Origin of the sequence: Formosa sp. Hel1_31_208 (genome assembly GCF_900104785.1) — a bacterium.
In the GTDB taxonomy this organism is placed as follows: Bacteria; Bacteroidota; Bacteroidia; order Flavobacteriales; family Flavobacteriaceae; genus Psychroserpens.
Window position 1 is genome coordinate 58,324 of record NZ_LT629733.1, and the last position, 14,555, is coordinate 72,878.

The following is a 14,555-nucleotide window of genomic DNA, read 5'->3' on the forward strand; positions in this document are numbered from 1 at the left end:
AGAACGCACTGGCTCTAGTCTTTTTCTACATAGGTCGCAATAGGAATATCATTAATGAAAACGTTGTCTAAAACGGCTTCACCATTTTTTACAAACACCAAGGCATAGGTGTTGTTTGGTACAGAATCGCGCTGTGAATCACGATAGGCTAGTTCAGCATCATAAGCTTTATGCTCATTCATATAAAATTCACTGAATGGATATCTAAAATCTAATGACTTATCATGCGCAGAGTAATAGTTAACTTTAGCCTTAACATATGGTCCTGTTTTAGGCTGATCTATACTTGCCAATATTGGTTTTGCAAACCCCAAACTATCTTCGATTATGGTAATGTAAACCTCTTGATGTCGTTGCCAATTTTCATTCTGCGCTTTAACACGTTCATTATCATAATTCAGAAAAATATACTTCCCTTTAAAAGGATCTGCAGGATCAATAGGTTCTGTTTTAAACTTGTATGCTTTTCCTGTTTTTAAAATTGACTCTCGATGTAAAATCATTTGGGTTGGAACAGCTACTTGTGCGATAGCTAAAATGATAAACAAGATATATATATATATGGTTTTCATAAGATTAGTTTTTTAGTGATGACGCATTCGTTTTCTGTTTTTTAAGCATGAAATAATTGGTGAGGAAAAAGCCAACACCTATTATAACAAACAATAATCCTCTAATCACAAAACTCATATTGGTATCGAAAAACCGGCAGGTCACCAAAGCTGTAATGATGAGAAGTCCGTAATTTAAAATTCCAAAATGGAATTTATCAGCTCCAATTTTAATGGTAGTAATTCCCAATGCTAAGATGATCAGATTGACCAATATGGTTCCAACAAATGATACGTTTAACCCTAACAGGTATATAGCCGTAAAAATGATAAACACAAATTGAAAGAGATTAAATCCTTTAATCCACTTTTTAGAATAAGAATGGAGTACCACAAATACATTTAGAACTAATAAAACGGCAGACACATAGTTTTCTTGAGCATTCAAGAAAAAATACTCGATGAACCAAAAGTCATCAAAACTCATAATAAGAAGCATAATTATAAGTCCTAAAGACCCAAAAATCACATACCCGTTACGTCTTAATTTTTGTTCGTCAAAGAATGGTATTTTTCCGAGGTTATAAAGAAGACTAAATAGCAATACATACATTAAAAATCCAAGCTCGGAGATATCATTAACAAAGGTTCCGAGTACAATTGTAATGCTCAAAGGAAAGAGCCAATTAAAAACAGAAGTGATATTAGCGCCATTTTGATGCTTTAACAGTTGCCAATAATGCGGAAACAGCAGTACTATCAAAACAAGATACAACCAGGGAGTATTCTCAACACCAGAAAAGCTATACCCTAATTCTATAGCATAAAAGGTTATGAGAATCATATTTAAAATAGCTAAGGCATTTGATTTGAGGAGATACACCAATGGCAAACTCAGCACAATCCATGTTAAGACATAATCACCTAAGTTTCCTGGTATATTATAAATTTGACTCACCAATGCAATACTCGAACCTATGGCGCAAAATAAGAATGTGCCCGAGGCTTCTTTCCATGTTTTACTCTTCTTTTTCAGTATAGAAAAAGACACTAGTATTTGTCCAATAACCAATGGTGAAAATGCAAACACCGTTTTTATTAGTCTGCTGAAGTTATCCCAATTATGAGCGAGAATTAGAATAATTCCCAAGCCCACTAATAAAGCACCTAATACACCAAATATCGTAAACAAACGATTAGGTGTATCAATTTTTTGCTCTTGGTAATACTGTTCTATTTTTGAAGCTACCTCTTTAGAGATCACTTCATGTTTTATCAAAGCTGGTAATTCCTTTATAATTTTAGAATTCATAATTCTTAATTTAAATAGTTTAGAAATACATCTGCAAACGGATCTTGATTTACTACGGTATAATAAAACAAAGCTCCCAACCAACCATGCAATAAGCCTAACACATAAAGGTTTTTAGATTTGAGATAAAAAAATCCATAGACTAAAGCTAGTATAAAAGTTCCAACTAACAACCATATGGAAGGATAATGCACCAGTGAAAAGAGAATTGCAGTAATTAAAATTACGCTCGTTTTCTTTAGGGTAATGGATTTCATTGTACTGAGATTACCTGCCACCAATCCTATGGTTAGAAATTGTTGAATGGTTCCCCATATAGGATACGTTAGTAATAATGGCAGAATGTGCCACGAAGCACTAAGTGTTCCCTGCAGATAGCCTATTATAATAAATATTATTACTGAAATGCTAGAAAAAGGAAGCATCAGCTTTAAGGCCTCTCTAAAATTATCTCTTTGAAACCCCCAATCTTTTAGGACTTGATGGTCCTTTTTATAACGATATAAAACATAACCAGTCCAAGCCAAAATAGTAACAACAACAAAAGGCAATCGCCAATTGAGATAATCCATAAAGATAAATTTCCCGGCACCTGTAAGAACCACTCCTAAAATTTCTAAGACGCGTACTTTGTCTGAAATAGGTCGTGTTAAACTAATGTTTGAGAAGTTAGTTAGATATGAAGTAAGTCTTGTTTTCATATAATGCATTATTTAAAACGGATAAGCCAAAAAGTTAAACGCAATCATAAAAAACAATAGAATAGCAAAGGTGATTTCTTTAACATCCATGTCGTTTATTTTTTTTGAAATAAATCGGTATGCAAAAGCAAAAACCACACCTAAAGTCATAAAAAACGGCACCGTTATCATAAACATCATACTTGCTTCTGCAGACGCACTTGACAATGTAGCTGCCATGATTAAAGTCAAAAAGCCTGAACATATTAAGGTCCAAAATTTATAAGAATCTTTCATTTTAATACATTTTAAAAGTTAAAACCCTCAGGCTTTAACACCTGAAAGGTCTTGGGTATAGGACCCATCATCAAAACAAAAAGATCATATAGACAATAATACCTTCGGCAATACCTGTTACAATGCTCATGCCCAGAATATCTTTAATCTTACTTTTCAAAAAGAACACGGTACTTAAAATCGCCATGATAGCCGCCAATAATATTTCCAAAGCATCAATTTTTGAGAGTAAAAAAGTAATCCCTGTGAATGTCGCAGTGATACCCAGAGTAATGAGGCAAAACTTAATAATCTCATCTTTTGTATAATTGCCTTCCTTGAAACCATCGCGTAAATCTCTGAGAATTGATAAGATGAATAACAAAGGTACTACCGATAAAAAAGGGGCAAAAATAACCTTAATACCTTTAACTATGGATAAATCATAATAAAAGAAGAATGCAATTGCCGTAAAGGCTAGCAAGCCTGTGACAATAATGGACTGAAATGTAAATAACAGTTCTCGTTTGTTCGAATTTGTTCTAGGTTTTGGAGGTTGCATAATTGGATTCATAATTTTAAGTTTTAATGATTTGACATAAATGAGTTACGCGGTTAGAAAAAACACATGAATAGCTAATGAAAGCAACACACCGCTTAAAACTCCGTTGACTTTTAAATTGTTGTATAAAATATAATTAAGTACATAACTACTTATGGTAGTGGAGTTAATCAAATGAGCAAAAATGAGATGATCTTCTAATTTCTGACCTGACATCCATTCTACAAATTGCATACTAAGAACACCTATGAGTACACTTAATATGAGTAAGATAGTCGCTGGCCTTTGGTTTTTGCGTTTATATTCGTCGGTGTTTTGAGGCAAAAAATGTTCTATAAGCACGAAACGCACAAAAAACAACATTGGAATTGGAAATAAAATAGATGCAATAATTTTAATGACATCTTTTACTGTTTTGATTTCGTCATATCCTAAAAACACCAAATAAATAAACACCACTACAGAAACTGCAGTCGTGATAATAAAGGCGGTATTGACTTGCTTAAGTTTCATCTTAGAAACCTGACAAATTATTACTAGCCAAGGTTCTGTTAGATAGCTCCCCAACGCAATGATTATAACTACTTACGATCTGGTTCTGAATCTGTTTTGAAAATATAACCACTGCACTTATCGCAATTATAAAAGCGGTGGTTTTAATAACTTGTTGAATTTGCATGTCCTTTTGTTTTGTTGATTATGGTACAAAGTTGCAACAGATAGGTCCTCAAAAAAATACAAGTTGCAATTATAACTGACGATATATTTTATAATAATCACATTATAAATATTACTTTTACTATTAATATTAATATTTAACTGACGATTTAATGACCGATTTAAATGCTATTGTGGCGACCTTATCTACGGAAGACGAGCAACGTTTTATTCAGTTTTTAGAAAGAAAAAACAAACGAAGCGATACTAAAAACATCCAATTGTTTAAACTTTTAGTATGCAATGAATTAAACTCAAAAGACATTTGTAAGACACTATACAGCAGCGACAATAAAGTGGCGTATCATGCTTTAAGAAAACGCTTGTATCAATCGCTTATCGATTTTATAGCGAATATCAATTTGGAAGAAGAGAATTCTATCGATATGCAAATTATTAAATACATATTAGCCTCTAGAACCTTTCTCATTCATAAACAACCTAAGATAGCATATCAAATTCTCGATAAAGCTGAAAATTTAGCGCATGAACATCAGTTATTTCCTATTCTGAATGAAATATATCACACCAAAATTCAATATGCCTATCTGCATCCATCCATTGATCTTGATGACTTGATATCCAATTTCCGAAATAATCAAAAACAACATTATATTGAAGAGGAATTAAACCTTGTCTATGCAAAAATACGTCGCACCTTAAGCGATATGACCTATAAAGGAAAAGTACTAGATTTTGAAACAATACTTAACAATGCCTTAGAGGAACACAAGATCGATATTTCAGAATCTCTATCTTTCAAATCCCTATATCAGTTAATAACCATTGTGAGTTTATCGGCTTTTGTTACCAATGACTATTTGAAAATCGAACCTTTCTTAATAGACACCTATCAAAATCTAAAAGATCATAAAACTAAAGAGAAACAGCTCGTATATCACATCCAAGTGGTATATATGATTGCGAATACGTTGTTCAGAAATAAAAAATTCGATCAGTCGCTACAATATTTAGATATCATGTCGTCATTAATGAAACAGCAACGGCATAAGTACTTATCAAGTTTTAAGCTTAAACACGATCTACTTTGTGCGCTTAACAACAACTACCTCAACAAACAAGACGATGCTATTAATCTTCTTGAGTCGGTAAAGCATACTAAACACTCCGATATTGAATCACTCCTAGACATTCATCTAGCTTTGGTCATGTTTTATATTCAAAAGTCAGATTTTAAAAGTGCTAAAAGTATTTTTTCAAAATTCTACCATACAGACAATTATTACATCGAAAAAGCAGGTAAGGAATGGGTCATTAAAAAAAATATAGCCGAAATTATTCTGTATTTGGAATTAGGAGAATTTAACTTAGTAGAATCTAGGCTACTGAGTTTCAAGCGTTCATATTTCAATTATTTGCAACAAATTAAGCAAGAAAGAGCAATTATTTTTATAAATTTAATTGAGTTTTATTTTAAAAAGCCAGAAGAAATTAGATCTGAAAATTTTAAAACTAAAGTAGAAGGCGCCTTTGACTGGGTAGATGAAAAACAAGAAGATATTTTTGTCATGAGTTTTTATGCTTGGCTAAAGAGTAAAATGGAAGCTAAACCACTTTATGAAACAACATTAGAATTGGTAAAAAAGGCGCAAACTGTTAATTAGAAGTTAAAACACCTAACGGGGTTTAAACTAATTTAAGCTATAACAGTCAAAGGAATATCAATTAAAAACGTAAAATATTAAATTAAAAACATTATGAAAAAATTAATATTAGTAGCCATGGCATTTATAACATTACAAGCCGTTGCGCAGGACAAACCTCAAGAAATGCAAAGAGCCAGCAAAAAGGAAGGCAGACAAATGATGAAAGACATGTCGCCCGAAGAGTTGGCCACAATTAGCACAAAAAAAATGACCTTAGCTTTAGATTTAAACGATAAACAACAAGCACAGGTAAAAACACTTTTTTTAGAGCAAGCAACTAACAGACCCAAAAAACGAGGAGCAAAAAAAGAACTCACTAAAGAAGAGCGAGTTAAAATGATGAATGATAGATTAGATGAACAAATTGCGATGAAACAAAAAATGAAATCTATCCTAACTAACGAGCAATACGTGAAGTATGAAAAAATGCAAGAAAGACGTTCGCAAATGGGTAATAAAAAACGTAGAATGAAAGAAAAACAATAATTTTTAAAATTTTATAATCATTAGAAAGCATCGATTTTTTAAGTCGATGCTTTTTTTTATCATAAAAATCGTTAATTTTAAAATCTTAATAATTGATATCAATACCACTACGATGAAAAAATTAATTACACTTTGCTTATTTTCCCTCGCAATTATGTTTAGCACTCAAGATGCAATTGGGCAAAACACTTTAGAAATCAATGCTGAAGCTAATACTAAAACTAAAGAACTAAGAAAAGTGATTAAGTTTGAGCAAGCTAAAATGCAAGATGTATACAAGGCCTATCAAGAATATGGAATTGCTTATAAAAAAATAAGTAACAACTTAAAAGACAATACAGAACGTTTAGAAAAAATAAACAAGGTATTTGACGAGAGATTAAAGAGCATTCTTACCGAAGAACAGTATGTGAAATATCTCGAATACTTTCGCGAAAGATAAGCACCATTAAAATAAAAAAGCGACTCATAATAGTCGCTTTTTTTATGGATTATAAAGACTGGGCCACCTTACTTACTGCTCTTATCGTTTCGTCTAAATCATCATAGCTTAATGCATCCGAAATAAACCAAGTCTCAAAGGCGCTTGGCGCAATGTAGATCCCTTCATTGAGCATACCATGAAAAAAGGCTTTAAAGGTGTCATTATTTCCTTTGGCCGCACTTTCAAAATCCACCACCTCATCTTTTGCAAAGTGTATTGAGATCATTGAACCTTCTCTATTAATCGTATGTATAATACCATGTTTTGTCAATACTTCCGCACATCCTTTATGCAAGTAGGCTGTTTTTTCTGCCAATCGCTCAAATAAGTCGTCATCAGAATCAATTGCATTAAGCATGGCCAATCCAGCAGCCATGGCTAGAGGGTTTCCACTAAGTGTTCCTGCTTGATAAACAGCCCCAAGTGGCGCTAAATGATTCATGATCTCGTTTCGAGCCGCAAACGCACCCACAGGCAATCCTCCTCCTATCACTTTTCCAAAGCACAAAATATCGGCATCAACACTATAAAGCTCTTGCACACCACCTTTAGCTAATCGAAATCCGGTCATAACCTCATCAAAAATAAGAAGGATATTGTGTGTCGAACAAAGTGCTCTTAAATCCTTTAAGAAATTTGGTTTAGTAGGAATACACCCCATATTTCCGGCAACTGGCTCAATAATAATACAGGCAATCTCTCCTTTATTGGCTTGTACTAATGCCTTTACATTTTCGATATCATTATATCTGGCTAATAAAGTATCTTTTGCTGTCCCCTGAGTAACCCCAGGACTATTAGGGCTTCCAAATGTCACTGCACCACTTCCGGCCTGAATTAAAAACGAATCACTATGCCCATGATAACATCCGGCGAACTTGATGATTTTTTCTTTTCCTGTATAGCCTCGAGCCAAACGAACAGCACTCATGCAGGCTTCTGTTCCAGAATTTACAAATCGTATTTTATCTACATTAGGAACCATAGACACAGCCAATTCTGCGATTTTTGTTTCAATCTCTGTTGGCATTCCAAACGATGTCCCATTTTTGGCCTTTTCGATAACTGCATTAACTACGGGATCAAAAGCATGACCCAGTATCATAGGTCCCCAGGAATTTATATAATCGATATAGCGATTATCATCTTCATCATACACATAGGCCCCTTTTGCCGATTTCGCAAAAAGCGGTGTTCCTCCAACGGCTTTAAAAGCACGTACCGGAGAGTTTACACCGCCTGGTATTACCTGTTCTGCTTCCTTAAATAACGCACTACTACGTTGATATAACATATTAATTAGATTTAATAATAAGAATTTGACCTAATATCAGGTCATTAGTTTCTAAATCATTTAAACGCTTAAGCTCCTCAACCGTTGTCTTGTATCGTTTAGACAAAGAATACAAGGTATCTCCTTTAACCACTTTATGATTCATCGAAACAGTTTCTGCGCTTACATAGTTTTCAGGTTTTCCACCCAAAACCATGGCGTCATAACTAGCCAGATTATAACGTTCAACTAGGCTTATTAGTTTTTCAGGATATTTCTTGTCGGTCGCATAGCCTGCAGCACGAAGCCCTTTTGCCCAACCTTCATAATCATCAGGCTTCAACTGAAACAACTTAGAATAACGACCTCGTGAGGTTAAAAATTCTGAATGGTCTTCAAAAGATAATTTGGCTTGATTATATTTTCTGAAACATTCCTGAGACTTATCATCATCATGATAGATTTTTTTCCCTTTCCAACCATGGCATTTTATTCCGAAATGATTATTTGCCATAACAGACAAACGTCCTTTTCCTGATCCAGACTCTAAAATTCCCTGAGCTAATGTTATACTAGCAGGAATTTTAGACTTGCGCATTTCCTCCATAGCTATTACACTGTAATTCGCAATATATAATTCAGTAGCATTAAGAGCAGGAGCATTATTAGGAGTTTCTGATGTTGGCGATGTAGTTTTTACAACGCGTTCAGTTTTTTGTTTGGTCTTTTCTTTTTTAGTTACAATTCTTTTTTTAGAACCACAACCAAACAACACTAAACTCATAAGACTCAATACTATAATTTTCTTCATAAATCTTAAACGATTAATGGCTTATTTTGTTGTTTTAATCTTTGATTCATCCCTTCTATTCCTAGTAGTCCACCCGTATGAATGGCTAGTATTTTAGAGTTCTTCGGAAAATAGCCTTTTTTGATTAAGTCGTAAATACCAAACATCATTTTACCCGTATATATGGGATCCAGAGGCACATTATTAGACCGCTTAAACGCATTAATAAATGCTATTAATTCGGTTGTAATTTTTGCGTACCCTCCAAAATGATAATTCGTATTTAGTTCCCAGTTTTTATTAGTTGCAAATTTACTAATTTCTTCTTGTAAAAAATCACCTTTTAAGGCCGGAAACCCAAGAATTTTTTGATGTGGTAAAGCTGAATTTATCAGTCCAGAAATTGTACCTCCTGTACCTACCGAGCAGCAGATAAAATCATAAGTTTTATCCCTTTCAGTAAGTATTTCTTTGCAACCTCTCACAGCCAAATCATTGGTACCTCCTTCCGGAATTAAATAAAAGTCTCCAAACTCTTTTTCGAGTTGCTTCAAAAACCCTTTAGATGTTTTGTGTCTATAGACTTCTCTTGACACAAATTTAAATTGCATACCACAAGTCTTTGCATACATCAATGTAGAGTTTAACTTGTCGGAATTCTCTAGTTCTTCGCCACGAATGATGCCTATGGTTTCGAATCCATATTCTTTGCCAGCAGATGCAACCGCTGCAATATGATTAGAATACGCCCCACCAAAGGTCAATAGCACTTGCTTTTCCAAGAGTTTTGCTTCAATAAGGTTGTATTTTAATTTTCGGTATTTATTACCAGAAATATAGGGATGAATTAAATACTCTGGTTTTATATCAACCTGATTATCAACATGTAAGTTCCTTTTGTCTTTGAATTGTATCATTTTATCGAATAAAATTACATTTAATCAGCTAAAAAAGCTAAAAAAACTATTTTTAACTTGGCTTATTTCTCACTCGTAGCTGTTTATTGAATAAACTGAAAACCAATGAGTTAATATCCCGAACCCAAATCTTTTGTATAATAACGTTTTTTCCTACTAAGACCAAGCCTAAAAACTTGAGGTTTTATACTGAAACAAAATCATATGAAAAGAAAATTACTATTAATTATAATTGTTACTACTTTTGTAAATTCATTAGTTGGAGCACAGGTTTCTATATTCTCAGAAGGGTTTGAAACAGCTACAGGTGCAGAGAATATAGCTAGCCCTTATTTGAGCTGGCAAAATGGTTTTTTCCCAACAACACCCCCAACAAACAACAACTTTTTCTGGGTATTTGACAATACTAGATGCAATGTTATATCTGGTAATTATTCAATGGCCGTAAGTGAAAATAGTCCGGTAACTACTGCCCCATTCCCAGAATATAGAACTACAAGAAATGCAGCGACATTAGTGTATCACACCACACCTATAGACGCAACAAATTATACAAATCTGACGCTAGATTTTAATTGGATATGTGAAGGTGAAGCTGGTTTTGATTTCGGAACCGTTTTATATTCTTTAGACCAAGCCAATTGGTTTGTTCTTCCTGGAGTATACCAAGGTCAAAGTACCGTACAAAATGTTACTAATTTAGATCTTTCAGTTCTTGACGGACAAGTTTTCTATTTAGCTTTTGGCTGGGAAAATGATGGTTCCTTAGGAAACTTCCCAGGGTTCATTATTGACGATATAGACGTTCAAGGCATTCTACTCTCGCCATGCACAACTCCTAATCAGCCAACAGTTTTAAATCTGACGCCTACAGGAGATACCATAAATGGTTCATTTACGGCAGCTGCGCCAGCACCAGACAACTATCTTGTAGTCGTTAGTACAAATGCAACAGCTCCAAATCCAACAAATGGAGCGGCTTACAACATAGGAGATACCATTGGCGCTGGATATACGGTAGTTGATAATGATGGCGACACCACCTTCACAGCAACTGGATTAAACCCATTAACCATTTACTACTTGTATGTGTTTTCATACAATAGTGCTTGTTTAGGTGGGCCTCAATACAATTTAGTGAACCCACTCACAGGGAATACCGTGACTACGAACTCTACGTATTGCACTCCAAATACAACTAACAATATCAACCTAAAATATATTAATGATGTCGAGTTCATAGGAACGTTAAACGATGTGGCAAATTTCAATAACAATACATCTACAACATCCAATGGTTATTCAGACTTCACTAGTTTAACCAATAGTGTTCAGGCACAAGGTGAAGGCGTTAATATCTATGTTGGATCTAATACGGGCAGAGGCAGATATAAGGCATGGGTAGATTGGAATAAAGATGGTGTATTCAATAATGATGCTTCCGAAATTGTTTATGATTCTGCAGGTATTCTAACAACAACAACGACATTCGGCTTCGTAATCCCAGCCAATCAAACCATTGGTGATTATAGAATACGAATTAGGTTCAATAATAATTACAGATCAAGTACAGGTGCGATTGAATTAGGTTCATATAACTTCACTGCCTGCGAACCATTTGACTTTGTAGATAATCCAGGACCAAATAACGATATATACAGATTCGGCGAAGCTGAAGACTACACCTTTACAGTTGTTGAAAGTTGCACTGCAAAAATCACAAGTATCACCGATGCATCGACTTGTGGACCAGGCCCTGTAAATCTTCAAGTAACTGGGAACGCTAGCGCTACAATATTCAATTTATACGAAGCAGAAACTGGCGGGAATTTGATAGATTCAAACAATACAGGTTCTTTCGCCCCCAACATAGCTACTACCACAATTTTCTGGGTAACAGCATCTGACGGTTCTTGTGAATCACTCAAGCGATTAAAAATAATTGGAACAGTTAATCCAATCACAGAATTAACAATAACACCTGGCGTCCCAGTTGTATGCGGGGAAGATGATATCATTGAAATTTCAGCAACAGGAGATATTGAATTGGCGTACCTAATAGACGAAGACTTTGAAGGTGGAGGATTAGGTGTGTTTTCAGTGGTAAACCTTATTGATAATGGTCCCATACAGAACAGTCTCACGGAATGGCAAAACCGAACCAGCACATTCGTGCCATCTCAACAAGTATGGTTCCCTGCAATTTCATCTGGTTTTGGAACTAATCAATTTGCTATGGCGACATCTGATGTAGCTCCAGCAACCGGATTCGTATATACTTCAATGGAATCACCAACTGTAGACTCATCTACATTTACAGATTTGACATTAAATTTCGACATGTATTTTTCTAAATATCTCACCGGTATAGATCCTGACCTTATCGAAATCTATGTTTCCACAAATGGAGGAGCCACATGGGCCTTAGTTCAAGATTACACAGATGACATAGGCTATGGAACTAGTTTCAATACTATTAATATTGACTTATCTGCATACATCAATGAACCAAATTTAAAAATATCGATAGATTATATCGCCCAATGGAGCGATGGCGTAGCAGTTGACAATATTCAGTTATATGGTTCAAGACCTTTAAATCCGTCTTTTACATGGACCGGTACTGTTGATGCCTATTCTGATGCGGCGGCAACAATTCCATATGTGCCAGGGTCAACAGCATCATCAGTTTATGTAAGACCAACTCTTACTCAATTAGAGCAATCAACATTCACGTTTACTGCAAATGCAACCTTATCCAATGGATGTACAATTACTAAGGATATAACAATTAATAATAACACTAAAATATGGAATGGCAGTCAAGGTACTTCTACATGGAATGACCCTGATAACTGGTCTCCTTCTGGCATACCAACAAGTGACAATTGTGTCATTGTAAAAGATGTAGGTGCATTGCCTGACCCTGTTCTTCTTGGACCTCCATTGCCACCAAGTCCAGCTTTTGCCAGAAATTTAATCATTAAAAATGATGGATATCTTGAACTTGAATCATCGACTTCGTTAACAGTGACCGATTGGATTACGGTAGAACCAACAGGTATATTTGATGTGCGAAGTGGTGCAAATTTAGTTCAAGTGACTAATGTTCCTGTGAATAATAATACCGGCAGTATCAATATGGAGCGCGAAGTGACAGGTTTGGCTTCTAATGATTATGTCTATTGGTCCTCAGCAGTGGAAAACTTTGGCGTTTTAGGGGTGTCACCAAGCAGTAACCCTGCTTTAATATTAAATTGGGTGCCAACCATTATAGGAAATGGCGTAGGAAATTATGGTGAATGGCAATCTACTGCGGAGAACATGATAGCGGGTAAAGGTTACGCAATTCGAGGGTTATTAGGTACCGCAACTGCAAATACTGCATTATTTTCAGGCCGACCTAGCAATGGCATTATAAATAGGGCTATTTCAAGAGGAAATTACAATGGTGTAGATTATCCTGGTGCTGGATCTACAATTGCAACCGCAATAGATGATAACTGGAATTTAGTTGGAAATCCATTCCCATCTTCAATTTCAGCTGATGACTTTATTTCAGCCAATGCTGCTATTATCGTTGACGATGTTAATCCAGCCATTGCTGGAACTGTTTACCTTTGGACTCACGCTTCAGCACCTAGTAATGCCGTTACTGATCCATTCTATGGTGACTACGTTTATAATTATAATCCTAATGATTATGTTGCATATAATATTACGGGCTCTACTCCAGCAGGATTTAACGGGTTTATCGGAGCAGGACAAGCATTCTTTGTTTTAATGGACAATGCCGCTGCGAGCCCATCAAATCTTCTATTTGATAATACCATGAGAAGTGGCGTGTACGATAACAATCAATTTTATAGAACAGATTCATCTGGAGATGATGAAACTCCCGCTGATATTGAAAAAAACAGAATTTGGTTAGATTTAATCAATACCAATAATCAAGCAGTTTCAACGCTTGTTGGATATATTTCAGGAGCAACTAATGACAAAGACCGACTTTATGATGGCGATCAATTTAGTGGGTCAGGCATGTTATTTTACTCCCTCATCAATGAAAATAAAATGGTGATTCAAGGACGAGCATTACCATTTGCAGAGCTTGACACAGTTCCTTTAGGGTTTGCCGTATCTCAAAATGGAAATTATTCAATAGCTATAAATCAAGTTGACGGTCTATTTAACACAACTAACCAAGACATTTTCATAGAAGACACACAAACCGGAGCAATTCATGACTTAAGACTAAGTCCGTATACATTTTCATCGGAAGCAGGAGAATTTAACAATCGGTTTGTTTTAAGATATACAGATGATACGTTATCGCAAAATGAAGTTAGTTCACTTGACGAACTTGAAATTATTGCACCTGAAGGCAAATATCTTAAAGTTACTTCTCAGTTAAGTTTGATAGCAGATATTATCATTTACGACTTACAAGGAAAGGTTGTTCTTAATACAAATGAAGTAAATCTATCTGAATATACTATAAGCACAAAACATATGGCTAATGGAGCATATATTGTAAAGGCTTCTCTTATAGATGGGAAAGAAAAAGTTCAAAAAGTAATTCTTAACCAATAAAAGTAAAATTTTCTTCTTAAAATATAAGTGTGGTTTATATATTCTGGTTCTTAAAATCATGATAGTCAATAGCACTGCGGTTTTTATCAATAAAAGGAAACGCTTTATCAAAAAAGCAAATAAATCTCTAAATTTTTGATGATATTATATATTTTTGGTTAAATTGAAACCCAAAACACCCTTAATCTATCTTATAATTCATGAACCTTTTTAAAACCATGTACACGCATGGCTTTAATAGTTATGT

At 34.7% G+C, this 14,555-nt stretch carries 13 protein-coding genes; 4 read left to right on the forward strand and 9 right to left on the reverse strand.

All coding sequences use genetic code 11. The features are described from left to right. Window positions 1-14 precede the first annotated feature (14 nt). The 6 genes from BLT57_RS00245 to BLT57_RS00270 form a co-directional block, all read right to left on the reverse strand. Entirely contained in the window at window positions 15-572 is a 558-nt protein-coding gene (locus tag BLT57_RS00245; RefSeq protein WP_091420613.1) for a GDYXXLXY domain-containing protein, read from the reverse strand. Window positions 573-576: 4 nt separating this feature from the next. Continuing rightward, window positions 577-1,863, reverse strand: a complete 1,287-nt coding sequence (locus BLT57_RS00250; protein ID WP_091420615.1) for a DUF2157 domain-containing protein — start codon at window positions 1,861-1,863, stop codon at window positions 577-579. A gap of 5 nt (window positions 1,864-1,868) precedes the next feature. Then, window positions 1,869-2,564: a CPBP family intramembrane glutamic endopeptidase gene (locus BLT57_RS00255; protein ID WP_157717087.1), complete on the reverse strand. Its 696-nt coding sequence runs from the start codon at window positions 2,562-2,564 to the stop codon at window positions 1,869-1,871. 12 nt (window positions 2,565-2,576) lie between these two features. Next, window positions 2,577-2,840 carry a hypothetical protein gene (locus BLT57_RS00260; RefSeq protein ID WP_091420623.1) on the reverse strand — a complete coding sequence of 88 codons (264 nt, stop codon included), beginning with the start codon at window positions 2,838-2,840 and terminating at the stop codon, window positions 2,577-2,579. Between the two features lie 70 nt (window positions 2,841-2,910). Beyond that, window positions 2,911-3,393, reverse strand: coding sequence for a hypothetical protein (locus BLT57_RS00265; RefSeq protein WP_091420626.1), 483 nt, complete (start codon window positions 3,391-3,393; stop codon window positions 2,911-2,913). A 33-nt stretch (window positions 3,394-3,426) separates the two neighbouring features. Further along, window positions 3,427-3,894 (reverse strand): hypothetical protein, encoded by a 468-nt coding sequence (locus tag BLT57_RS00270; protein ID WP_091420629.1) that lies wholly within the window; start codon window positions 3,892-3,894, stop codon window positions 3,427-3,429. A gap of 317 nt (window positions 3,895-4,211) precedes the next feature. Here BLT57_RS00270 and BLT57_RS00275 point away from each other — a divergent pair, with 317 nt between their 5' ends. The 3 genes from BLT57_RS00275 (at window position 4,212) to BLT57_RS00285 (ending at window position 6,693) form a co-directional block, all read left to right on the forward strand. Further along, entirely contained in the window at window positions 4,212-5,723 is a 1,512-nt protein-coding gene (locus BLT57_RS00275) for a hypothetical protein (protein ID WP_091420632.1), read from the forward strand. A 93-nt stretch (window positions 5,724-5,816) separates the two neighbouring features. Continuing rightward, window positions 5,817-6,251, forward strand: coding sequence for a hypothetical protein (locus BLT57_RS00280; protein WP_091420635.1), 435 nt, complete (start codon window positions 5,817-5,819; stop codon window positions 6,249-6,251). Window positions 6,252-6,363: 112 nt separating this feature from the next. Beyond that, window positions 6,364-6,693, forward strand: coding sequence for a hypothetical protein (locus BLT57_RS00285; RefSeq protein ID WP_157717088.1), 330 nt, complete (start codon window positions 6,364-6,366; stop codon window positions 6,691-6,693). A 49-nt stretch (window positions 6,694-6,742) separates the two neighbouring features. Here the strand turns inward: BLT57_RS00285 and hemL are convergent, their stop codons facing one another. Genes hemL through BLT57_RS00300 form a run of 3 tightly spaced genes read right to left on the reverse strand, consistent with a single transcriptional unit; the run spans window position 6,743 to window position 9,715 of the window. Beyond that, entirely contained in the window at window positions 6,743-8,029 is a 1,287-nt protein-coding gene (gene hemL, locus BLT57_RS00290; RefSeq protein ID WP_091420642.1) for a glutamate-1-semialdehyde 2,1-aminomutase, read from the reverse strand. A gap of 1 nt (window position 8,030) precedes the next feature. Next, entirely contained in the window at window positions 8,031-8,819 is a 789-nt protein-coding gene (locus BLT57_RS00295) for a glucosaminidase domain-containing protein (protein WP_091420645.1), read from the reverse strand. Between the two features lie 5 nt (window positions 8,820-8,824). Continuing rightward, window positions 8,825-9,715 carry a 1-aminocyclopropane-1-carboxylate deaminase/D-cysteine desulfhydrase gene (locus tag BLT57_RS00300; protein WP_091420648.1) on the reverse strand — a complete coding sequence of 297 codons (891 nt, stop codon included), beginning with the start codon at window positions 9,713-9,715 and terminating at the stop codon, window positions 8,825-8,827. 204 nt (window positions 9,716-9,919) lie between these two features. Between BLT57_RS00300 and BLT57_RS00305 the strand changes: the two genes are divergently transcribed. Beyond that, window positions 9,920-14,308: a GEVED domain-containing protein gene (locus BLT57_RS00305; protein WP_091420651.1), complete on the forward strand. Its 4,389-nt coding sequence runs from the start codon at window positions 9,920-9,922 to the stop codon at window positions 14,306-14,308. The last annotated feature ends 247 nt before the right edge of the window (window positions 14,309-14,555 follow it).